The 24996-nt window shown below is 34.8% G+C and carries 13 protein-coding genes; 5 read left to right on the top strand and 8 right to left on the bottom strand.

Annotated elements, in window-relative coordinates; translation table 11 throughout:
* Positions 1-62: 62 nt before the first annotated feature.
* Positions 63-1292: a TCR/Tet family MFS transporter gene (locus BW983_RS01315; RefSeq protein WP_076549312.1), complete on the top strand. Its 1230-nt coding sequence runs from the start codon at positions 63-65 to the stop codon at positions 1290-1292.
* Positions 1293-1462: 170 nt separating this feature from the next.
* On the opposite strand, the gene BW983_RS01310 is transcribed toward BW983_RS01315, so the two are convergent.
* From BW983_RS01310 to BW983_RS01300, 3 genes are all read right to left on the bottom strand, one after another.
* Complete coding sequence (locus BW983_RS01310) at positions 1463-3265, bottom strand: POTRA domain-containing protein (RefSeq protein WP_076549310.1); 1803 nt, start codon at positions 3263-3265, stop codon at positions 1463-1465.
* A 139-nt stretch (positions 3266-3404) separates the two neighbouring features.
* Positions 3405-4103: a DUF1826 domain-containing protein gene (locus tag BW983_RS01305; RefSeq protein WP_076549309.1), complete on the bottom strand. Its 699-nt coding sequence runs from the start codon at positions 4101-4103 to the stop codon at positions 3405-3407.
* A gap of 117 nt (positions 4104-4220) precedes the next feature.
* Positions 4221-6005, bottom strand: coding sequence for a tetratricopeptide repeat protein (locus tag BW983_RS01300; RefSeq protein ID WP_228408927.1), 1785 nt, complete (start codon positions 6003-6005; stop codon positions 4221-4223).
* A gap of 1295 nt (positions 6006-7300) precedes the next feature.
* On the opposite strand from BW983_RS01300, the gene BW983_RS01295 reads away from it, so the two are divergent.
* The 3 genes from BW983_RS01295 to BW983_RS01285 all read left to right on the top strand — a co-directional run bounded on the left by BW983_RS01295 (position 7301) and on the right by BW983_RS01285 (position 12706).
* Positions 7301-8761, top strand: a complete 1461-nt coding sequence (locus tag BW983_RS01295) for a hypothetical protein (protein WP_076549306.1) — start codon at positions 7301-7303, stop codon at positions 8759-8761.
* A 52-nt stretch (positions 8762-8813) separates the two neighbouring features.
* Positions 8814-11447: a T9SS type A sorting domain-containing protein gene (locus tag BW983_RS01290; protein WP_076549304.1), complete on the top strand. Its 2634-nt coding sequence runs from the start codon at positions 8814-8816 to the stop codon at positions 11445-11447.
* Between the two features lie 200 nt (positions 11448-11647).
* Complete coding sequence (locus tag BW983_RS01285) at positions 11648-12706, top strand: hypothetical protein (RefSeq protein WP_139329201.1); 1059 nt, start codon at positions 11648-11650, stop codon at positions 12704-12706.
* Positions 12707-12837: 131 nt separating this feature from the next.
* Here BW983_RS01285 and BW983_RS01280 read toward each other — a convergent pair whose 3' ends face one another.
* Positions 12838-13110, bottom strand: coding sequence for a hypothetical protein (locus BW983_RS01280; protein ID WP_076549299.1), 273 nt, complete (start codon positions 13108-13110; stop codon positions 12838-12840).
* A gap of 252 nt (positions 13111-13362) precedes the next feature.
* Here BW983_RS01280 and BW983_RS24240 point away from each other — a divergent pair, with 252 nt between their 5' ends.
* Positions 13363-14169: a phospholipase D-like domain-containing protein gene (locus BW983_RS24240; protein ID WP_084184259.1), complete on the top strand. Its 807-nt coding sequence runs from the start codon at positions 13363-13365 to the stop codon at positions 14167-14169.
* An 87-nt stretch (positions 14170-14256) separates the two neighbouring features.
* Here the strand turns inward: BW983_RS24240 and BW983_RS01270 are convergent, their stop codons facing one another.
* From BW983_RS01270 to BW983_RS01255, 4 genes are all read right to left on the bottom strand, one after another.
* The gene (locus BW983_RS01270) at positions 14257-16116 is read right to left on the bottom strand and encodes a T9SS type A sorting domain-containing protein (protein WP_167369943.1); all 1860 of its coding nucleotides are present in this window, start codon (positions 16114-16116) and stop codon (positions 14257-14259) included.
* A 75-nt stretch (positions 16117-16191) separates the two neighbouring features.
* Positions 16192-18060: a T9SS type A sorting domain-containing protein gene (locus tag BW983_RS01265; RefSeq protein ID WP_076549295.1), complete on the bottom strand. Its 1869-nt coding sequence runs from the start codon at positions 18058-18060 to the stop codon at positions 16192-16194.
* Positions 18061-18139: 79 nt separating this feature from the next.
* Complete coding sequence (locus BW983_RS01260; protein WP_076549294.1) at positions 18140-20005, bottom strand: T9SS type A sorting domain-containing protein; 1866 nt, start codon at positions 20003-20005, stop codon at positions 18140-18142.
* 77 nt (positions 20006-20082) lie between these two features.
* The gene (locus BW983_RS01255; RefSeq protein ID WP_076549292.1) at positions 20083-24981 is read right to left on the bottom strand and encodes a PKD domain-containing protein; all 4899 of its coding nucleotides are present in this window, start codon (positions 24979-24981) and stop codon (positions 20083-20085) included.
* Positions 24982-24996 lie beyond the last annotated feature (15 nt).

Genomic DNA, 24996 nt, shown 5'->3' with positions numbered 1-24996 from the left:
TTGTACGTAAAACCCATTAACGTGTCAATGTCTACTTTTTTGACTGTGTCTATTTTTATGGCATGAAAAAAACAGATAAAAAAGCAGCAGTTGGTTTTATATTTATCACTTTGCTGATTGATATTACAGGTTGGGGAATTATACTACCTGTTGTACCTAAACTTATTGGAGAGCTTATTCATGGTGATATTACTGAAGCAGCGACCTATGGTGGGTGGCTGGGTTTTGCTTATGCTTTTACTCAGTTCATATTTTCACCTATAGTTGGTAATCTTAGTGACAAATACGGAAGACGTCCTATCCTATTAATTTCTCTTCTGGGATTTGCATTAGATTACCTGTTACTTGCAGTAGCTCCTTCCATTGGGTGGTTATTTGCCGGACGAATCATTGCGGGGCTCACTGTGGCTAGTATCTCAACGGCAAGTGCTTATATTGCCGATGTATCTACCGATGAAACCAGAACTAAGAATTTTGGATTAATCGGTGCTGCATTTGGTTTAGGATTCATCATAGGACCAATCATGGGAGGATTGCTAGGACACTATGGTGCCAGAATTCCTTTTTATGTCGCATCGGTTCTATGTTTATTGAACTTTCTCTATGGTTATTTCATTCTTCCCGAGAGTTTAGATAAAAACAAAAGACGACCATTTGATTGGAGGCGCGCAAATCCAATTGGGTCCCTGAAATTTTTAGCAAAACATCCAAAAATTTCAAATTTAGTGACTGCTTTAATTTTAGTATATATTGGGCTACAAGCTGTACAAAGTAACTGGCATTTTTTTACGATGTATCAATTTAATTGGTCAGAAAGAACAGTAGGTTTGTCGCTAGGGGTACTAGGGCTGTTGCTTGGATTGGTTCAAGGTGTTTTAATAAGATGGACAGCACCTAAATTAGGTGAACAAAAAAGCATCTATTCTGGCTTGATTTTTTATGCACTAGGTTTATTATTATTTTCTTTTGCAAGTGAGGGCTGGATGATGATTCTGTTTCTTATTCCTTATTCATTGGGTGGCATTTGTGGTCCTTCACTTCAGTCGATGATTAGTAAAAGTATTTCTTCAAATCAACAAGGTGAGCTTCAGGGAGCATTAACAAGTCTGGTAAGTGCAACTTCAATCATTGGACCACCTATTATGACTCATCTTTTTTACTATTTCACTCATGATAAGGCTCCGTTTAAATTTTCAGGGGCTCCGTTTTTTTTAGCTTCTATTTTGATGATTTTAAGTGCTGTTATCATATATTATACATTGAAAAAAAACAAATCGTCAAATAAAATATAACGAAGAATGTAAAACAAAACATTGGAGAAATCAATTACTCAGGATCGTGGAGAATAACCATAGCTTGAATTAATGGAAACCTTATTCGGAGAAGACTTCTACTTTATTCATTTCAACAAGAAAATGGGAATTGCAGATGCTATATTTAACTTGTTGAATTTTATTAACTATCAATTTCCAAAGTTCACAAAATGGGGTATCTCCGTTGCAAAGTTGTTCATCGGAAGAAGATTGTTTCGGTTACTGTTAAAATCAAACATTGAGTTATTATCAAAAGGAACACGTGGATAATAGGTGAAGGAAATCTGAATTCTGTTGAAAACCAAAAACGGATTATTAATCAAAACCCCCACTCCTATTTTAGTATTTGCATGGGTACTTAAAAGTTTTTCATCCGGCATCCCCAACCAGCCTACCGCCATTGTTAAATAGGGACTAAAATGAAAATTTTTCCATGTTTTATTAATAAACATCTGAAGCTGATATCTTAAGACCATTTTTTTCGTTCCGATATAATCAGCATTATAAACAGGAAACTCATCTGATGAAGAAAGATTAATTCTATCTTTATACGAATAATTATGTTGCGGATTTCCTAAAGCTAATGTAGGAGAAAAGAAATGTCTTACTTTCGCAAATTTCCAATCCGTAAGATTTGTAAAATAGGTACCATCTATACGGAAAGACTCTCTATTTTCATTATCTTCATTAAAAAATCTTCCAAACTGAGCTTTTAAAGTAAAATAACCCAACTTTGTAAAGCGACCATAAGATGCTGAAACTCCAACATAGGGATTTACCTCTTTATTTCTTGATAAGCCTCCTGCAATAAGGTTTACAGAGTTTCCATAAGCAATATCCTCAGGCAAATCATACTGAAAAATATTCTTCTGAACCGAAAATCGTCTGTTAATAAGTCCCACAGACATCAGAAAGCTATTGTAGGAACTGAAATACTTATATTGATCAATTCCAGGACTATCTTTATATTGATAATTCTGGAATCTTCCTATGACAGCAATATTGCTGGTAACTTTTTCACTGGGATCAGATGCAACAGGTATCTGATAACCTCCCCACAGATCCTGACTGTATACCTTGATTCGAGCTTCTGGAAATTCTGCATTATCAGTTTCTATAGGAAGTAAAACATTCCGCATAAAATATTCAAAAGTAAAACCACCTGCCCATTTGGTAAGAGGAGAGAAAAAATCTCTTCTAACATTGAAATTAATCCTTTCATTTCTTGAGAAATCCCTCTCTCCGAGAATCTGGGCACTCATATAAGTTCCAAAAAGATTATAAGTAGTATAGCTTCCTAAAACATAGTCCTGTTTTTCTTTAGAGTCATTTCTGTAAAGAAAATCTAATGTATGTCCTAAACCCAATACATTTTCTTCGGTAACCCCCAATCCGATTTTACTTCCAGAATAACTTACTCTAGGTTTTAAGCTCCAGGAATCAAGAACCTTTACCACAACATCAATAGAATCTTGATCAGCAGTATCCTCTGAAACACTTATATTCACTCTGTTTATAAAAGGCATTGTTCTTAGCAAACGTTCAGATTCATAAAGTTTCTGAGCATTATACTCCTCTCCTTCTTTAAAAAGCAAATAATTATTAACAGTAGAAGTTCTTGTAGTAGCATGAAGGTGATCCGCAAACCAATCATACCACTTCAGTTTTTCTTTCTGGTCTTTGGAATCATATCCGAAAGGATCAATAGTTTCGATTCTTATGTTTCGGATATATTTTTTATTATAAGTTTCTTGTGATAATTTTTCAGTTCTGGATTTTACAGAAGTTGAATCTGCTTCTCTACGAAATATGAAACGATGGAGAAATTTAGTGACTTTTCTTTTATCCGAAAACTCTTCTATTTTATAATAAAGTGAATCTTTCTTTTCCTGTGCATTTAAGAAGAAAAAACCACATAAAAAGAAAATTAAAGTTACAATCGATCTATTCATTAATCATCAAAATTCAATACAGTTTGTAGTATTAATTTTACAAGTCCATTGACCGTAAAATAGGAATAATATCTTTTAAATATACTTATTTTAAATAAAAAAACAAATACAATAAACAGTATTACTTTATTCAAATAACTTAACAAATCAAAAGTAGACGATATTCTCCCTCATTTTCGACAGGTGCTCTATGTACGCAAGGTAAAACCTTTTGTGCCGGGTGATCTACAGCCAATCGCCAAAGATGTCCTAATCCCAGATTGGTAGGTTTTGCATCCGGTTTAGCCTGATAATGTAGATCAAAGAAACAGTCTTTCAAAAATTCTTCAAATTCATCCTCTGGTCCGTCATGTAACTCCTTGATTTTTGCCCGAACTTCAGGAATAAGTACCTTTTGCACAGCATGTTCATTAGGCAAAATATCACTTGCAGCACCATAGTAGGTACATAAAAAAGTATCTGTTCCAATAGGTGAACGATCCACATGATATGAATAAACGTCTGTTGAAATGAAATCGAATTCCTCATCCCGTTCATAGTTTTTCAGCAGATTAAGCGAAGGTAATGCTCCAAAATCCGTCAACAATTTTAAATCATTTAGAATAATATCCCTTGCCTTGCTTCCTTTTCCTGACAATTGTAATGCTAAAAGATTTTCAGGAGAAACTACTGTAATATTATCTTTCAGCTCAAGTTTAGATACAATTTCTTTAAAATCACCTTCTAAATTTCTTTCCCAGCAAATTGCATTCACAGTTCCCTGGAAATTAGTATGAACCAGCTCCGAAAAATCAGAAACTATTGCAGTTTGTTTATTATCAGAAAACATTTCACTCATATTTACAGCTGGTTTTGTTACTTAATTTCTTGCAAAAATAAGAATTAACCAAGAAGTCAAAATATGAAAATAAAATGTTTCATATCATAAAATAAATTTTAGAGGAATGGATCATAATTAGTTTAAATTTTGAATATAAGCCTGCAAATCCTCATCTTTACCCAATCCAATTTTTTGCTTTAATCTGTATTTTGTAACACGCACTGTATTGGAATCCACCTTTAATATATTTGCAATCTGTTGATTACTCATATTAAGATATAAATAAGATGCATATTTAAAATCCATATTTGAGAGTCTGCTCTTTGACACCTCTTTCAGACGTTTGTGAAAATCAGGATCAATATTCTCTATTAAATTTTCCATTTCTGAGAAGTCATTATCATTTAACTGATCTTCTTTAAGGATTTGCTGTAATTTAATATCAGGCTTATCATTCATCCTGCTCTTAAGATCTTTAATGAAGCTAGTCTTATAATTCAGCCGCATAGAAGTAGTCAGGGCAATCTTTTTTAATTTTTCCTGATTGGCTACGAGTAAATCCTGTTCTGCTTTTATCCGGGCTTTTTCTTCTCTTTCCAGTTGTAATATAAGCTGGGTTTCCTGTTTTTCAGCTTCCAGTAATTCATTTTTTTGCATGCTTAATTTTTGTCTGAATTTTGTTAAACGGATCAGGAATATAAGTGCAACAATAGAAATTAGCATCATCCCAAGATAAAGCAAGTTCTCTCTGACCAAAGATTTTTTCTCTTTTTCTAATTGGTTGATCAATTGGTTTTTTCTTTCAGTACGGTAAAATACATCGAGAGATCTTGTGCTGTTTGTCAGTTTTTCAATGCTCATCTCAGTTTCCTTTCTTGCACGTCTTTCAAGATGAAATGCCTTTCCGTACTGCCCCATACGTTGATACAATCTTGAAAGATTATCAAAAACAGCAATCTTGTTAGTCAATCCAAGATTATTAGAAGTAATAGCTATATCATAAGCCTTTAAATAATACTTTTCTGATAATTTATAATCCCCCATTGCTTCATATAGATACCCCATATCATTATAAGCTCCACAGGTAAAATCGATAAGCTGAGTGTCCCCTAAACTCAATTTCAAAACATTATTATACATATCCAGGCACTTCTGCTTATCAAGAGGAGTTATAGCAAGAAGTAAACTACTGTAGTTTGAAAAATAAGTAACTAAAGCTTTTTTTTGGGCTGCCGGCTCAATAACTTTCTTGGCAAATTCATATGATTTCTGATAATATATATCTGCAGAATCGAGAAGTTTTGTTCTTTCATCAGAAGTCTTTGTCTTATTTTCATAAAATTTTTTATGATAATAATAAGCAAGAATATTATAACTATGATTGATCAGAAGTGCATTTCCCGACTTCTTTGCATATTTATTTGTCTGAATAATATCCGATTGAACATATTCATTTTCAACATTAATATAATTTCGATTTATAAAACGATATTTTATAAAGTACAATACAGAAAGCATAAAGTTTTCGTCAGAATATTTACTAAAAATATTAATACTTCTATTAACCGACTTTACAAACGGATCGTTAAGCTCCAGATTTTCATAATATAAAGCATTCCCAAATTCTACATAAGCATCATCGAGTTCGTCTTTGGAAGCCTTAGCAAGTTTTTTAGCTTTTTCCAATGCTTCAATTTTTTTGATTTCATTATCCTTTGAAAAAGAATAATAATTAACTAGATATGCGTAACCTATTACTTTTCTGGAATTATCATTGGATCGGAGAAATTTATCTTCTATTATTTTTTTTGCCTGAGGATATTGTTTTGCATAAAGCAATGTATATAAGGTTTGCTGATCTTCATCCTTATCACTCTGTGCGTGTAATATACCAGATCCCAGCAATAATATTACTATCAAAAAAAAAGTATTTCTTTTCATCAATTTAGCTTGTGTTTTTGTTAAGGAATTACACCTAAAGTATAATTACCATGTCAAAATTAGAATAAATATTTCAGCTTTTGTACAGAATCCTACTAATGCAGCATCAAGAAAACTACAACCAATAAAACAAACAACTTACTGAAAACAAATAACATATGATATAATTAAAACATTTATGTATACACTTTGTATACATAACAATTAATAACATTTCCATTATGCAGCAACGAATGAAACAAATAGAGGCTCTAATAACATTAATTATTCAAATAAAAAAACATCATATCATTACAAAAGTACATGGTCATATATATTTTATGGATTATTTCAATTTGTAAAATATATAAAATGCTTCTCTTTCTTCCAATCAATTCTTAAGACAATAAAAAACATTCAAAAAATTTTAAAGAGTAAAATTACATAGTACAAGATTTTCTCAAGACTATTCAATGTAATTCATCAATAATACTCCAAAACTCAATATAAGACTAAATGTCAATAAGCTATAAAACGATTATAGCAACAATTTACTCCTCACAACGGTAAATTTTATTTTATATTCAAAAAGCAATTGTAATAATTAGAAATTTAAAAAATACTAATTATTTAAATATCAATAAAATACATAAAAATATACACAGATTGTATATAAAATAATTCACCATTGTACATGAAATTTAACAACAACATTGAATCACCAATTGAGTTCTCATATTAACTTCGCATTACAAAATGATGACTTTAAAGACAAAAATTATGAAAAAAAATCACGATCCCATTCCAGGTCTTATTACCTCGTATTCAGCACACTATTGCATTAATACTTCCAATATGCAATTTTCTGTAAATCATTAAAACCAAATTTAGAGAACATCACTTCTCATCCTCTGAATTGAGTAAATAATTTTCTATTTCCTTATTCAGCTAAATAATTAATTCTAATTATCAGGGATCGTTCTTTAAGAATATTTCCAATAATTAGAATAATGATATTTAAGGATTGGACTAGAAATATTGATCAGAATATTATAAAGAAGACATTCTGCCAACACAGATTCAAATCATATTACTATTAAACAAAAAATTTCAAGTAACAAATTGATTGAGAATATTCAAATAGCAATCTGATCATAGAATACTTATAAACCGTTTAATCAGAATCCATAAAACAATAAGCAATTTACATATATCCCCCTTGTTCTTCAGAAAAAATAAATATAAAACACACACATTTTAAAAAAAAAAAAAACAACTTTTAAACATATTTAATTATGAAAAAAAATATATTTACAATCGCAATTCTTGCATTAGGGTTATCTAATGCTAATGCACAAAAAGGTGTTGGTATCAATACAACAACTCCAACCGAAACACTTCATGTAAAAGGTACTTTCAGATTAGAAAATGCTGATGCAGGTAACGGTAAGATACTGGTTTCTGATGCAGATGGTAAAGGTACTTGGACAACAATTACCACAAACCCAGGAACTGTTACTAATTTTTCAGCAGGGGACCTCGCTCCATTGTTTACAACAACTGAAAATACAACAACAACGACACCTGAATTGAACTTTACTCTGACCAATGCAGGTGCTAATACTATTCTAGGTAACAATACGGCGGCGGCGGCGGCTCCCTCTTATTTTTCCGCTGCTAATCTACCATTAGCAGGAAACGTTACTGGAACTCTTGGTGCAACTGTAGTAAATACTATTCCTGCAACTGCAGATACCAGTGACTGGAAATTAACAGGAAATACCACAACTTCAGGAGCTGGAACATTAGGAACAGCTTCTACAAACTACATCGGAACTAAAGATGCTAAAACACTAGCATTTGCTACTAATAATATCACCAGAGCTATTCTAGGAACAGACGGCTCTCTGAACGGTGGTGGTGGAACATTGAATTCCTTTTCATGGGGAGCAAATAATACAGCAAGCGGAACAACATCTGTTGCCTTAGGTACAGGTAATAATGCCATCGGTAATAATTCTATAGCGATAGGAAGTAATAATAGTGCATCATCCACGAACTCCATAGCAATTGGATATGATGCTGCTGGGACAAACAATACTAACTCCGGATCATATTCAATGGCTCTTGGATATGGAAATACCGTATCAGGGCAGAAAAACTTTGTATTAGGTCTTAGAAATGTAATAACCTCTTCTAATACAGGTATATCATTCCAAGGAGGAACCTTTGTTTTAGGAAATGACAATAGTGTACCAAGTGCAAACACAACTGTTATTGGTGGCAGTAACTTCACTAATCAATCAGGAATGGTGATTGGTGACAGGAACGGAACGTTATCGAATCCTATTGGTAGCGGATATACAGTTGGAACCAATAATACTTCTAATAGTGGAGGTTATATTTTTGGTTCACAGAATGGTATCATAGGAGCATCTTCTGGAAGTATGGTTCTGGGTAACAATGGAACTATCTCCGGAAAATCATTCAATACTGTTTACAGCAATGATATTCACTATTTCAAAAGTACAGCTACCAACACAAAAACGATAGTTGGTATTAATATAGACCCATCAACATTTACTCCTGGAGGAAGTGCTATTCAAAGTGACATAACGGTTAATACCTCTATTCGTATTGTCCCTCAGACCCCAAACTCAAGTTGCGACCCTGCCAGTGAAGGTGCTATACGCTATAATGCGACTACGAAAAAACACCAAGGATGTGACGGTTCTACCTGGCAAAATTTATACTAATTCAGAATTGCTCAGGCAATTCTTTAAATATTAACTTTTTAAATACAATGGAATGAAAAAAAACTTTTTTACAAGTTTAATGATCTTGGTGCTGACCGTGTTTTCTATGAAGGCATTTGCACAGGGATACACCCCTATTCGTGGAATAGGTATTGAGGCAAATCCAGTGGGTCAGGCTGGAATTTGTCTGGGATGCTACAATGGCAGTTTAAATCCTTTAATTGATTCGGATCTTACCAACAAAGTAAGTATGGGTAGTTTTGCTAATCTGGTAAGTGGAACTGGAATTTCAGTAAAAAATACAAATATTGTTTACCCTGCAGGTTATGTAACAGGTTTTAAAGTAGATACCGGGGGCAACTTAATCACCGCAGAACTGTTAAGTTCTTTACGTGTAGCTACATATCTTAATGGGCAAATTCAAGAGGTTTCAATCAATGGTTCTTTAATATCCATTCCTGCATTTGGAGGATTGAATAATACTAATTTTTTACATTTAAGAACTACTAAACCTTTTAATGAAGTAAGATTATATCAAACTACTTTAGTATCATTATTCAGTTCGATGAATGCTTATTATGCGTTTGCTTTCGATCCGAATAAAGTACCTGTAGAAGATAATAATATTTGTGATGATATTATTGGAGGATCTGGTACAGATACAATTATTGACAGCAAAGGTTCTCTTGTTGCTCCGTTCTCTTATGTTTTTGATCATCAAAACATTGGAGATGGTGATAAAAACTCTGCCGCAAAAATTTTCTTACCTCTAGGTCTTTTAGGGTCTTATTCTGTGGGAGTTCTTGATAAAGATCAGGTATATCCGGCTGGCGTAAAAGCAGGATGGGTAATTGAACCTGATGATCAAGGTAAAATTTTATCTGCCGAATTTTTAAAGAATATGGTGATTGAAACTTATCTCCACGGTAAATTACAGGATTCTAAAACAATTTTAGATGGAGGTGGTCTTATCAATATAAAGGCTTTAAGCTTCGGGAGCTTTAAACAAAAAATATCCTTAACTACAACAAAACCATTCAATGAAATCCGTTTAAGAATAAATCAGACATTTGGATTTAATTTAGGAACGTTAAAGGTATATTATGCATTTGAGGAACCTATAACATGTAATAACTGTAATGAGTATCTTCAGACATCAGGTTCTTCTCAAAAAGGAAATATTGTTTCCGGTTATAACTGGACTGGGCAATCTGGAAATTTACCATTTTTAAATCTAACCAATATTCAGAATTCAGAAAGAATTGTTGATACTAACGTCAATAATTATGCTACAATAAATATTGCTCCTATCAACATACTCATTCCAAGAGCTTATGCTACTGTAAAAAATACAGAAGGAAAGGTATATCCGAAAGGAACGTTTGCCGGATTTAATGTCATAAAAAGTGCAACACTGGCATCAATCGACTTCTTAAGAATGGTTACTATTGAGCTATATAAAGGAGAAACACTGGTAGGAAGCAAATCTGCTGGTGAATTGTTTAGTGGACAATTTTTCGTAGCACAATCCAATATGTATTGGGTAGCTATGACTGCTCCTGCACCTTTTGACAGAATGAAAATTACAGTTGCTCCTGGATTAACATTGGGTACCGGACATCAATACTATATTTATAATTCTTTTGTACAGGTAGATTCTGACGGTGATGGTGTTCCGGATTGTAATGATAGATGCCCTGGTGGGAATGACGCTATTGATACTAATGGTAATGGTATTCCTGACTGTGCTGAAAAATGTAGCAATGTGAATGACAAGTCTAATTCTACAGACTCAGATGGTGATGGCTTTAAAGATTCATGTGATGAAGATTCTGATAATGATGGCATTCCTGATGCTGTTGAAGACACCAATAAAAATGGTCTATATACAGATGACGATAAAGAGGGTGATTTGAATTTCATCAGTACGTTAGGAGATTCTGTACCGAACTACAGAGATTTAGATTCCGACAATGATGGCATTTTAGATCTTTTTGAATCTGGTATTCCTTTATCTGTCATTAATACAATTGACAAAGATAAAAATGGGGTAATTGATTCTGATGTTGCAGTAGGAAATAATGGTATTGCAGATATTCTGGAGACTTCTCCTGATTCAGGAGTGATGAAATATCCTTTAGCTGATACAAATGGTAATGGTATTCCTGATTATTTAGATGTTTCAAGTAATTCTAATACATATGACCTGTATGCTATTGGAAAACAAAACCTTGATTTAATAGGAGCCGGATTTATTACTCCAATTGTGGATGCAGACAATGATGGTATTATGGATGCAAGAGATGCTTCTGTAACGGATCCTGCAGATACAAACAAAGCTATATTTGGGGCACCAGGCTCACCTTTTTCACCTTATGCTACGGCAAAAATGACAGCTAATTCTTTCAAAAGAACTATGACTGCTTCATTAGAAGAAGAAAAGAAAGTATTGGGAGATCTTAAAATCTATCCAAATCCTGTAAAAGCAGGTGAAGATATTGCTTTTGGTTCTACTGATACACTAGAAGGACAATTTGTAATTTATGATTCCAGAGGTGCTGTTGTAAAATCTGGAGATATTCAGACAAGAGGTAGAATTTCTACTGATACTCTTACTGCTGGTCTTTATATTCTAAAAGTAAACGCTAATGGTATTACAAAATCATTCAAATTAATAGTAAAGTAATCTGAACTTCTTTCAATGATAAGAGGCGGCACCAAAGGTGCGCCTCTTTTTTATCTTTTTTCCAGAACAATTAAAACCAGAACACCTCTTCAGATATTAATTATATGAATGTAAAATTTTAAATAATGAAAAAAATATTATTAATCTCAATCCTTACATCAGGTTTCTTATATTCTCAGAATAGAGAATATAATTTGAATGTGAAATTCAATGAAAAAGATTTTCTTTCTAGCTTCCTTACAAGCAATTTAAAAAATGAAATAGTATCTCAGATTATTGCAGAGTCAGATTCTGTATGGATAAAAAAAACTGACCAAAACTATGTTTCAGTACTCGGAAAAATACTTGTTGATCGAGCCAAAAAGCAAAATGATAAGAATACGAATCTATTAAGTAAACAGGATAAGGAAGAATGGGAAGCGATGAAACCTGAAATTGCAAAATCTAATATGATTGAAATGTATCAGGATGTAGTGAACAGAACATTTGATATTTCTTTTATGAAAAATGCCTTGCAAAGAAATAACATCCATGATTTCACTTTAGAAAAACCTTCTTATAATGAATTTACCATTCATTTTAAAACAGATGCAGAACGAAAAGCTGGAGAACGTGTAATCAAAGAAAACATCTTAGCCATCTACCCTATTCCGGATGAGAAGATTACTCACACTGTTTATAATTGCATTCAAGATCAAATGAAAAAGAAAAAAATAGTAAATAGTTCTATTGAAGGCAACTATTTATCTTTTCCAAATGACGAGCAAATAGATTATAAAACTTATTTTAAAGAATTTAGAAAGACTTGTTCACCTACCGATAACGACCTTTTTTATTTTGTCTTAACACCAAAAGGAAGTGATTACACAGCTAATATTTATGTTGGAAAAAAAATAAATTCCGCGCTTTTATTTCAAAACATGAAAATTGTAAAGGCTGTATATGATTTAAATTATAAAGGAAAAGAACAAATCTCTGAGGAACAGGCGGCAGAATACCGTAAAAAAGATACAATTCTATTTAGTTTTAAAGAAAATAAAGAAGGTGATGATTTAATGAAAACCTTAATAAAATCTGATAAGAACAATGGCTATATTCTAACTAAAAACAATACTGATATTTTGCTCCCCATTCAAAAAATAGAAAGTCAAAATAACGGAATCTATAGCTTTGAAATTACAGCTGTTCAATACAATTGGCAAAACATTTACGAAGACATTTTGTTTGAAGTTTTCAAAAATTCTGTTACCTTAAAATAATATCATATTCCGGGAATATGCTCAAAGTATTTTTAATTATCAAAAAGGTTGTTACAATAAATGGGTAACAGCCTTTTTATTTAGATAAAAACCTAAATCATTGATTATAAAACACATTAACTTTAACCTACCTAAACCTTAAAAGTATAATTGACAGCAAAATACCATAGAAAAAGACCGAATACCAAACAAATACTATTCGCAATAATCAACAAAACACCTAATAAGGTCTTTCTTGATTGTATAGCTAACATCAAAGCTGCTATGACTAACGAAATAAGAATAAATATGGCAAGATTTTCCAGATCATAGGTATACAGCCATTCATCATATTTAAAAAATAATATGGCTAAAAGAATGTGTAGAGCAGTAGCAAGAAGGCTTAATTTTGATGGTTTAGACATGGTTTATTTTATGATGGTTTCAATCTGTAACTACGCTGATTTTCTTGTAAAGCAGAGTTTAATACTTCACAAATATATAGAAATGCAGGAAAATATTTTATTGATTTACGGGAAACCGTAAAATACCAGCTTGAAAGAAATGTAAGTTTGATGTTTAAAAAGTATTAAACCTGATTTTCTTTCCAATAATACTGTTTAAGAAAAATGTATATTTGACGCCCGTTTAACTGGGATACTACCAAAGAAATATAAATGTTTAAAGAAAACAAAAGATTTTATTTTAGAATTGATACTGAACCCAGCGAAGGGGTTGAAGTTTTTGTGGGGCAAAATGCAGGGACTCAATTGAATAATGATATTCTGAATGCAAAAGAGGAAGTTTTAATTATTTCGCCTTATATCGATGAAGTAAAACTGGATGACCTCATCGCTTTAAAAAACAGAAATATCAATGTAAGACTGGCATTCAGTGATCTTCGACCTGAGCAATACAGGGAAATTCTTACGAAACTGATTCATCAGCACAAGGTAACTGATGTCAAGAAAAAAGAGAAAAGAGACAGCCAGAAAAATATGCTGTTCTTCTCTTCTGTTGCATTATTCTGTCTGGGAATTTTCTCACTTATTTATTTTGGGATGCATGTGGTAGATGATTTTACAAACTCCAATAACTTTCTTGCTATACTTGTTTCCCTTGGATCTTTTTTTGGTTTTTACAAATGCTGGGAAATGAAAGCGGTGGTTGAAAAAATGGAAATCTACACGTATCATTATTCTGAAAAACTGAATTTCAAATTTATCCGAAACAGTCGTTATGACAGCAAATTCATTCATTCAAAAATATATGTGATTGATCGAAAAGTAGCGTATCTGGGGTCGTTGAATTACACGAAAAGTGGGTTTACTTCCAATTTTGAATCCCGAATAAGAATTACACAAAGAGAAAAAGTGAATGAATTGGTGAGTTTTGTTCATGACATTTTTGAGGATAATGTAAATGTACGAAGACATGAGCTTTTTTATCTTGGGAAAAAGATTTATAGTGAGGAAATGTATTAATGAATATATTTTCTTGTATTTATAAAAACATCAGCGGGCTCCTTCGGAGCCCGCTGATTCTTTAAAGTAACTATTATCGAAAAGGGGTTATTTTTTAATAATTTTCTCTGTTACAACCGCTGATTTAGTCTGAATTTTAATATAATATATACCTGTCTGAAGTGAAGAAAGGCTTATCTTTTCTTCTGTTGCTGATAAATTGTTTTGTGTTATCAATTGTCCGGTAGCTCCATAAAGTTCGTAAGAAACTAATGGTTCTTTACTTTTAATATAAAGAATATCCTGTACAGGGTTCGGATACAACTGTATTCCTGCCGGAGATGCAGGAATTTCTGCTACAGAAAGCTGACTGCATACTGTTTTTCCATATTTTGCAAAGAAAGCCTGGGATTTGCTTCCTATCACATTTTTAGTCATCATGCTTAATCCATCACTAGGGTTTGCGAATAAATTATTGTGGAAGAAGCCCCCCAGAATATAATTTCCATCATGATCTGTAGTAATAGCCGTGAATTCGTCCCAGCTTCCAGGCTGGCTGTGAATCTCCTGAGTGCCTATTATTGCCCCGGTATTTTTATTAAGACGTACAATTAAAGGATCTGCATAAAGACGGGCTTCCATTGCAAAGTTTCCCCAAACATCAGATCGACTTCCTTTTGCGAATGCAATCTCATCTCCATTAAGCGCCAATCTTCCTTTTGCAAAACGGAATCCGAAATTATTCGTCATTGTTTCCGGTGTTGTTGTCCATTGTACAATTCCGTCTGCATTAAGCTTCATCACAAATGGAATCGTTTCATTATAACTTCTCGGAGGAAAGGTATAGTTTCCAAAGGTAGCAGGAGCCGGTGTTCCATTAAAGTAATGTCCTGAAAGATAAAGATCTGAAGAACCGGAATCTTTTATGATGGAGTGAATTTCTTCATCCGCCACTGTATATCCACAATTCAATTCTTTTCTCCATATTTCGGCACCGGTTGTACCATCAAATGCCAATACAAATGCCCCTTTTGTAATGGGAGTATTGTTGTATGAGAAATCTTCTAGCACGCTGCTTCCGTTAAGCCTGTTTCCTTCCAGATAATAACGGTTTAAGCTTTCATCATAGATTAAATTTGTTTTACCATTAAACATTCCTATCGCTACCCCGCCAGTCATTGGTAACAAAAGTGGTGTAGCCATTGTCATATTACCATTATCATAATTAAACTTCACCAGATAATACTGATATTCCCAGATATATGTTGAAGGTACTGTAACTGTCCCATTCAGATGAGTTCCTGCTCTGAGTCCTATAATAGTATGGATATTTTTGGATGAATCCATATACATCAGATAAGAATCTGTATTACGTGTCTGAACACTCACATCTCCCTGTAAAGGTTTACTCCAAACTAAATTACCATTGGATGTATTATATTTCAGTAAATAAGAAGCTCTTAAGTTGGGATCTACCGTAGTTTGATCAACATAAGTAAAAGGTGGAATAATATGGGTGTCATCAAAATGAATAGGTACACCAGTGGGATCACCGACCATGGCTGCATTAAACATTATAGATAAAATATATAAACCTCCATTATTATCCAGCTTTATATTCCAGCCATACTCTCCGTCCTGTGAGCCTCCTATTGCTCTTGACCATCTTACATTACCGGCACAATCAGTAGAAAAAAGGAATAAATCTCTGAGACCATAATTGGTTACAGGTATCCCATCCACATTTTGACTCTGGGAATTCATAGACATCAGATAATAGACATTATTGTTATTATCCACTGCAATATCTTTAATAGACTGATCATAGATATAATTAAACCCCCAATCAACAGAACCGTTTACCCCACCCGCCTGTTTTGCCCACTGCCATTGATAATTCTGGCTAAAGGATAATACAGGTAATAGTAAAAGAAATAGCTGATATATATTTTTTCTAACTTGTTTCATAAAATCCATTTCGTTGTTTATACAATTACTTCTGTTAGAAGCAAAACTGTAGTTATTATTTTTTTTAAGATGATATTACTTTTTGATTATTTTCTCTGTTACTGTAGCAGATTTTGTCTTAAGCTTAATATAATATATACCTGTCTGGAAAGAAGATAGCATTAACTTCTCCTGAGTTGAAGCCAAATTGCCTTGTTGTACATACTGCCCTGTTGATCCGTAAATTTCATAGGAAATCAAAGGTTCCTTGCTTTTGATATGAAGAATATCCTGTACTGGGTTTGGATACAGCTCTATTCCTGCCTGAGAAGCCGGAATCTCTTCCACAGACAACTGGACGCATGCAGATTTAGCGTATTTTGTAAAAAATGACTGAGACTCACCTCCAATAACATTGACTGTCATGGCATTAACTCCATCATTAGGATCAACAAAAAGATTATTATGAAAAAAACCTCCCAGAATATAATTTCCGTCTCTGTCTACAGCTATTGCCGTAAATTCATCCTCTCTTTTAAAATCACTAAGAATTTCCCCCGCTCCTATTACATCTCCTGTTTCTTTATTGAAACGTACTAATAAAGGATCCTGATAATCTCCATTAGGTCTGGACATCGCATAATTTCCCCAGATGTCATTCCAGCTTCCTTTAGCAAATCCAATTTCATTTCCATTAATGGCAATTACTCCTTTCATACTTCGGTATCCACCGAAAGAGGTAATTCCATCAGGAATTTTCGCCCATTTTACAGCTCCGTCTGCCCCAAGTCTCATTACAAAAGGGGTTTGTCCTCCATAGGGACGCAAAGGAAAGGTATAGTTTCCAAAAGTAACATCCGTAGTAAGATCATAATAACGTCCTGAAATATAAATATCTGAGGAAGAAGTATCTTTTATAATAGAATGAATTTCATCATCTTTTGAATTTGGCGTAGTGGTTGTAAATTCTTTTCTCCATAATTCTGCTCCCGTAGTTCCGTTAAAAGCCAGCAGGTAAGCATTTTTTGTAAATGGAATATTATTATAGGAAAAGTCTTCAAACTGAGTGGTATATTCGCCCCATATTCTTTTTCCGGCAAGGTAATATTGATTTAAGTTTTCATCATATAATAAGTTCACACGCCCGAACGGCTCCGCAGCACTTATTCCCCCGGTGATCGGAAGAAGTAATGGCGGCTGAAGGGTCATATTTCCATTATCATAATTAAATTTAACCAAATAATATTGATACGATGAAGTATAGCTGTCTGGCACTGTAATCATTCCATTCAGGTGAGTTCCTTTTCTAAATCCCATGATAGAATGTATATTTTTAGCAGAATCCATATAGGTCATATGAATATCACAAAAGCGACTCAGAATATTCACATCGCCGTGTAAAGATTTACTCCATGTCAATTTTCCGTCTGATGTTTTGTATTTCAGAAGATAAGCAGATTTATATCCTGGGTCTGTTGTATCCATGTCTACATAAGTAAAAGGAGGAACAGTATGAGTCTCATCAAAATGGATAGGAATGCTGTTCGGGTCTGTGGTATCTGCAAAACTATAAAGTGTAGCCAGTATATATAATCCACCATTATTATCTAATTCAATATGCCATGCACTTTCTTTATTTCCGGAGCCCCCTATCGTGGTAGACCATCTTATATTTCCCAGGCAATCGGTAGAAAAAAGAAGTAAGTCTCTAACTCCATAATGTGTAACCGGTATTCCATCCAAGTTCTGATCCTGGTTACCAATGGTTGTAAGGTAGTAAACATTATTATCATTATCTACCGCGATATCACGGATGGATTCATCATATGAATAATCAAACCAACTATCCGGAGAGCCAAAAACACCACCAACCTGTTTTGCCCATTGCCACTGATAATTCTGGCTGAAAGATAATATCGGCATCAACAAGAGTAAAATCCATCCTAAATTGTAGAGTTTTTTCATAGATTTCTTTTGCTTTTTATAAAAGACAGTGCTCTTTTTAAAGAACACTATCTGTAAAGTTATTAATTGATTAAAGGTTTTATTTCTTGATAAATTTTTCAGTGACCACTGCTGATTTTGTTTTAAGCTTAATGTAATAAACTCCTGTCTGAAGAGAGGATAATATCAATTGTTCCTGTATTGAATTGAACCTGCCTTGTTTTACAGCCTGTCCTGTTGCTCCATAAATTTCATAAGATTCCAAAGGTTCTTTGCTTTTGATATAAAGAATATCCTGTACAGGGTTCGGATAAAGCTGTATTCCTGCCTGAGAAGCTGACGTTTCTACAACCGACAACTGGCTGCATGCAGATTTAGCATATTTTGTGAAAAATGATTGGGATTTTCCTCCGCTTACATTTACGGTCATTGTATTGACACCATCATTTGAATCGGTAAATAACTGGCTATGGAAGAAACCTCCCAGTAAATAATTACCATCTCTGTCTACAGCTATTGCCGTAAATTCATCCTGAACTTCAAAATCACTGTGAATTTCTCCAGCTCCTATTACAGAGCCATCTTCTTTATTTAAACGGACTAGTAAAGGGTCTGCCAAATCTGTATCCTGGCGGATCATAGAATAGTTTCCCCAAATATCATTTTTGCTTCCTTTTGCAAATGCAATCTCATTTCCGTTGAGGGCTATCTTTCCTTTCATAAAGCGATATCCTGCACCACCTGTTATTCCGTCAGGAATTTTTGCCCACTTCACATTACCATCGGCTCCAAGTCTCATTACAAAAGGTGTTTGTCCTTGATAATTAGATGAAGGAAGTGTATAATTTCCGAATGTTGTGGCACCAGCTCCTTTATAATAACGCCCGGAAATATAAATATCGGAAGTATTCATATCTTTAATAATGGAATGAATTTCGTCATCTAAAAGAGTAATACCTGTATTGAATTCTTTTCTCCATACTTCGCTTCCGCTAGTTCCGTCAAATGCCAACAAGTAAGCATCTTTCGTAAAAGGGATGTTATTGTATGAAAAATCAGCCATTGCATTTCCGTAATCGCCATACATTCTTTTGCCTGCAAGATAATAGCGGTTCAACGTTTTATCATATAATAGATTTACTTTTCCGTCTACTACTCCTAAACTTAAATCGCCCGTGATAGGCAGTAATAATGAACCTCCCGGCGTCATATTTCCATTATCATAATTGAATTTTATCAGATAATATTGATATGGCAAAGGGTAAGAAGCCGGAACATTGATCAAGCCTCCTAAATGTGTTCCTGTTTTAAAACCTACAATTGCATGAATATTTTTGGAAGAATCCATATACATCATCTGCGTGTCAGACTGACGTAATGCCAGACTCACATCTCCCTGTAAAGGTTTACTCCAAGCTAATGTACCATCAGATGTATTAAATTTCAGCAAATGACTAGTTTTACTTCCGGCATCTACTGTATTCTGATCAACAAAAGTGATGAAAGGCATCGTATGAGTATCATCAAAATGAATAGGAACAGCATTAGGATCTCCTGTATAAGCTTCATTAAGGAACCGTCCCATAATGTACAATCCGCCATTGTTATCTACTTCTATATTCCAGGCAAATTCGTTAAACCCACTACCACCTATAGTTCTTGACCATCTTATATTCCCCTGACAGTCAGTAGAAAAAACAATAAGATCACGAAGCCCATAGCTGGTCACGGGTGTATTGTCTAAATTTTGATCCTGGTTCCAGATACTTGCCAGATAATATGCATTATTGTTACTGTCTACAGCAATATCCCTTATTGATTCATCATCCAGATAATTAAAAAACAAAGTACTAGCACCTGCTTGTCCACCTGCCTGCTTTGCCCATTGCCATTGATAATTTTGGCTAAAAGATAATACCGGCAACATCAAAAACAACAGCCATAGTTTACTTTTAAATTGTTTCATAAAATTCAGTTTTAATTATTATACATTATAAAAAGCAGTGCCCTCCATAAGGAGAACACTGTTTTTTTAATAATTGATTAGTTCTTAATCAGCTTACCTTGAAGTGATACATCTCCTGTCTGTACAATGACAATGTAAACACCCTGTAACCAATCTGAAACTTCGAGCTCTACTTCACCGGAAGCGGCTTTCAGTTCTTTACGGTATTTGATAGTGCCTCGGGCATCAAAAACTGTAATTTGATTAGCAAGTATTCTTTCACTGCCTGTATTGTAAGAGATTTTTGCTTTTTCCTTCGCAGGATTTGGCATAATTTTCAGAGAAGATTCTGATTTGATTTTTGCAGTAATCTCAGGATTCGCTACTGTGGTTTTCCCAAAGCTTTGTACTCCTGCAACTACCTTACAATCACCAGATGCAAATAGTATCTCATCCATACCTCCAGGGAAACTGGCATTCGGATAGAACAGCAATGGGTTGGTACTGAAGTCATAAGTTCCTCCTCCCGGAATGGTAATTATAGACGGTACATAAGCTCCATAGCCATTAAGACTGGAAACCGTAACGCTCATTGGGAACCATCCACCATTGGATATAGAACCAAGAACTACATAATGATCACCTTCCCACTTCATGGTTTCAATACTAGGAACCAATCTGCAGTCGTACTCTATTCCACAATCCTTACTTGGATAGTAATTCATAGGTCCTGAAGAAAACTCACATCCAAAATTCTCAATTTTAAGCTTATAAGTTCCTATAAAATCTAAATTCAGTGGATGGATAACATCGTTGGTACCACTCTGGATATTGTTTGTAAACAATTGCCAGTCATGGTGCTTAAAGATTCCTTTTGGTCCTAAAATCTTACGTTCTTTATCAGGGCATTCATCATAACATCCTGTAGGGAATACCCACATCAGACTTTCAAGACTTAATGGCACAACCACCTGACTAGAAACCTTACAACCGCTTGGAGCTGTATAGATCACCTCATAAGCACCTCCTTCATTCACTGTAATCGTCTGTCCGGTCATTCCATTGCTCCAGTTATACTCTCCTACAGACGGTCCTGATGCTGTAAGCTGAACCGTATATGGCTGACACTGAGCTAAAGTATAAGTAATATTAGGTACAGACGGTGGATTACTTACTGTAACCGTAAAGTTTTTGGATGCAATACAGCCTCCTGCTCCCGGATTACGTACCTGTAAAGTATACGTGTAAGTACCCGCTGATAATGCTGGCGTAATATAACTGATCGGAGAAGTAGCAAGCGTCCAAGGTCCTAATATAGTAGAGCCTATACTCCATTGATATTCCAATGTATTATCAGTCACAATGCCTGCTAAAGTTGCAGAACTTCCTGCACAGATATTTGATTTTCCTAAGATACTTACATACGGAGCTGTTTTTATGGTAACAACTGCCGGAGTAACACTCATACTATAATCTCTACATCCTTCTAATGATACCATGACAGGCCAGTAGCTTCCTGATTGAGTCGGTGTGAAAGACATTGAGTTAGGAGCTCCGTTTACTGGTTGAGAACCATTCATCCATATATATTGTGTAGGGAAACCTAATGACGGATTATGTACAATAGCTGGTACACTTCCTTCACATGCGATCAGGTTTGGCGGCGTAAGACTTCCTCCAAAATTAGCACTTATCACTGTAATATTTTTATCAGCCGAGCTATAAACACATCCTTGAGGCGTCTTCACTTCAAGTCTGATTGTTTTCGGACCCGCCGTGTTGTATGTAATATTAGCTGTAGCACCTGGGGCTATATATGCAGTCCCGTCAAAGTACCATGTATAAATATTAGCAGGATCATAAGATCCGGCTGTGAACATATTCACACTACCCATACACGTAAAAACAGGAGAGAAGAAGTTTGTACTTGGAATAGGCTTCAATGTAATCGTCTGTGTAATCGTACACGGTTGAGTATTCGGTACAGATGGTGCAGACATCGTCATTGTAAAGGTATAAGTACCCGGTGCAAGATTATTGTAAGTTACCGTTTGTCCGTTTTGAACTGGAAGTCCGGTACCACTGAACGAATAATTAATTGCATTTGGATCAATATCAAATATTGTAGATGTATTATGTAGTGTTACATTATATCCGTTACCATTACAAGTCTGGCTGATATTAAATTTAGGTTCATAATGTTTCTTAACCTCTCGTGTAAAGCTATACCAGCATGATCCATATCTTAAACGAACAGTTACAATATGTGCTCCTGCAAGATTGGTCTGATATTGAGCTGTATTCTGTCCTTGAGCACTCACCAAAGTAAGCACACTGTCAGATCCCCATTGGATTTCATCCGGAGTGAGGTTATAAGTTAAATTGTTTACCGAAATTGTATTACAACCAGTCCATTGAGGCTCAAATAAAACCTTAGGAGGAACAGTACATCCCGTACCTGTTCCACAAGACTGGAATACAGTGATATCCTGTGAATAAACGATACAACCGTTAATATCCTTAGCTCTTACTTTGTACACACCAAAGATAGGTCCACCACCAATGGTGTAAGAATTTGAATTGGCTCCTAGTATTTCAAGACCGTCGTGGAACCACTGCCATTCCTGGATATTGGTAAGCCCGGTAGAACTATTCGCTGTGAAAGTATAGTTAAACAGATTTGGATCACATACTCCAATGTTATATACTGGTGAAATAGTAATTTTGGTTTCCGGTAGAATAATAAAGTTAGCTGTTGCTGTAGGCTTATATTTACATCCGTTTGTTCCGGAATAAGTCACTGTAACCGACTGGGAAATATCTGCTCCCGTATTATTCTGAATATATCCATTTGGAATCGTATACGTTCCGCTTGCATTAAACGTTGTAGTGTAAGTAGAATTATTCGCAAAGGTGAACGTAACACCAGAAGCTGAAGTAATTGTTCCCTGATCAACAGTAAAAGTGATTGGTGAACCTAAACATATTTTTCCAACATTCGTAAAGTTGATTACCGGAAGCTTTAGCTTAGACACAGGAATAAAGATAATTCTTTCCTGCCCACACTTTACAATTCTTAAATACAATCTCGTACCATATACATTCCCCGAAACTTCGTTCAGATTTACAACAACATCTGCCGTACCCTGCCCTGAAACAAAACTTCCAAAATTAGGGCTATCAGTGAATTTCCATTCCATAAAGTCTGGAACAATACCATTCAGAATAGCTGTAAATTTCTGTGTGCTACTTGGACAGAAGGGTCCAGGATTAGGCTTAATGGAAATTGATTTAAGATCTATTGGTTTTACTTTCATAGATAACTCTGAGGAAAGACAAGCTGCTGTTCCCAGCGTTCTGTAGCGTACTGCTACTTCATATGCTGAAGGTCCAGAGTTAAATACAACCGTTACAGAATTTCCTGTATTACTTCCTTGTATTGTTCCTCCTCCTACACTCCATACTGGTATTCTTCCTGGTGGAACCGTATCCAATTTATAGATATAAGGTTTTCCAGGGCAGATTAATTCATCTCCGATAATAGGTCCTTTAGGAGCATCCGGAGTTTCAACCACTTTTATAAAGATTGGTTTACTTTCACATCCTCCACCTTGATTAATAGCCGTAATTACATAAGAACCATAAATTGGGAAATTATAGGTAAGTGGACCTCCCCCTACAGGCTGTGTAATATTCACAGGCGTACCTCCACGGGTTACTTTCCAAACAACAGGCATGTTGGGTGTTGCTGTAAAAGTCTGATTTGCTCCTTTACAAATTTCGTCTGCTCCTCCGCTTATTACTACAGGCTCTTCTACAGTAATAGACATTTTTGTCTCTCCTTTGCAGAATAATAAAGTATTGGTATAATTCGCTTCAAGAGTATAATTCCCCGGCTGAGTAGCCGTGAAAAGAATTTCATTTCTCTGTTGATTATAAGTCAAATAACCACCTCCTGGACCATATAATTTCCAATTAATATCAGTGGTAGGCCATTGTGGAAGAGAATATTTGTATTGTTTATTCGTACATACAAACTCTTCGCCTTTGATTTTGGCATTTTTTAAAATGACAGGAATCTTAATGGTAGTCCATTCAGGGCATCCGCATTCAGATTTATACATTACATATCCGAATCCGTCAGAAGGATCTACATGATCCCATCTTACCTCAATTTCTTTACCATAGTTATTCATAATGGTTCCTCCGATTACCTCCCATTTACCTTCTCTACATCCATCCTCAACACTATATTTTTCAACACTTCCTTCACAAACCACTGATGCACAGTTGATCTGCACCGGTGGAGATTCAAGAATCTCAATATCCCTCTCAGTGGTAGACGAGCATCCACATTTGTTGGTAACCGTTAATTTAATAGTTTTGATTCCGGGAGAACTATAAGAATGAGAAGGTTCGAAAGCTGTAGAAGTCGTTCCGTCTCCAAAGTCCCAGAAATAGTTGATGATATCCGCCCCTCCATTTTGCTGAGAAAGATTATCAAAATGAATTTCAGTGTTTTTACATGCGAATTTTTCCAGATTCATCAATTTGAAATCCGCAATCGGGCTATTCATTTTTTCAATGCAGATATTCTGAGTTTCGACATTTCCGTCAGTAAAAGTAATGACAGCCTGTACAGAACCGCTTCCAGGATCTCCCCAAGCTACCTTTACCTGTGTACTTCCTGTTGCCGGGATCACAGATAAATTACCTCCCGAAGCAGTCCATTCAACTTTAGAAACATTGGAGCCATTCAATGTATACTTTACCGTACTTCCGGCACATACACGGACACAGTCTCCGGGTTTAATACTGGGAGTGGAGGTTTCATTATTATCCTCCCCTTTCTCTCCTCGGAATTCCTGACATCCGACCTGAGAATCCCATGTAATAATTGTTGATGTTTGGGCTCGTAATCCCCAGGGAATCAAAAGCCAACAGAGTAGCAGCCATCCGAAGACGAGCTGTCTACTGACATAAGTGGTGTTTTTCATGGTTATTAAAATGTA

Origin of the sequence: Chryseobacterium ureilyticum (assembly GCF_900156735.1) — a bacterium.
Classification (GTDB): domain Bacteria; phylum Bacteroidota; class Bacteroidia; order Flavobacteriales; family Weeksellaceae; genus Chryseobacterium; species Chryseobacterium ureilyticum.
This window is presented reverse-complemented; position numbering and strand designations above follow the sequence as displayed.

What these genes read in the sequence shown, in the direction of transcription:
- BW983_RS01290 (WP_076549304.1), top strand. Translation starts at nt 8,814, where the DNA reads ATGAAAAAAAACTTTTTTACAAGTTTAATGATCTTGGTGCTGACCGTG.
- BW983_RS01305 (WP_076549309.1), bottom strand. Translation starts at nt 4,103, where the DNA reads ATGAGTGAAATGTTTTCTGATAATAAACAAACTGCAATAGTTTCTGAT.
- BW983_RS01295 (WP_076549306.1), top strand. Translation starts at nt 7,301, where the DNA reads ATGAAAAAAAATATATTTACAATCGCAATTCTTGCATTAGGGTTATCT.
- BW983_RS01310 (WP_076549310.1), bottom strand. Translation starts at nt 3,265, where the DNA reads ATGAATAGATCGATTGTAACTTTAATTTTCTTTTTATGTGGTTTTTTC.
- BW983_RS01315 (WP_076549312.1), top strand. Translation starts at nt 63, where the DNA reads ATGAAAAAAACAGATAAAAAAGCAGCAGTTGGTTTTATATTTATCACT.
- BW983_RS01260 (WP_076549294.1), bottom strand. Translation starts at nt 20,005, where the DNA reads ATGAAACAATTTAAAAGTAAACTATGGCTGTTGTTTTTGATGTTGCCG.
- BW983_RS01265 (WP_076549295.1), bottom strand. Translation starts at nt 18,060, where the DNA reads ATGAAAAAACTCTACAATTTAGGATGGATTTTACTCTTGTTGATGCCG.
- BW983_RS24240 (WP_084184259.1), top strand. Translation starts at nt 13,363, where the DNA reads ATGTTTAAAGAAAACAAAAGATTTTATTTTAGAATTGATACTGAACCC.
- BW983_RS01280 (WP_076549299.1), bottom strand. Translation starts at nt 13,110, where the DNA reads ATGTCTAAACCATCAAAATTAAGCCTTCTTGCTACTGCTCTACACATT.
- BW983_RS01255 (WP_076549292.1), bottom strand. Translation starts at nt 24,981, where the DNA reads ATGAAAAACACCACTTATGTCAGTAGACAGCTCGTCTTCGGATGGCTG.
- BW983_RS01270 (WP_167369943.1), bottom strand. Translation starts at nt 16,116, where the DNA reads ATGAAACAAGTTAGAAAAAATATATATCAGCTATTTCTTTTACTATTA.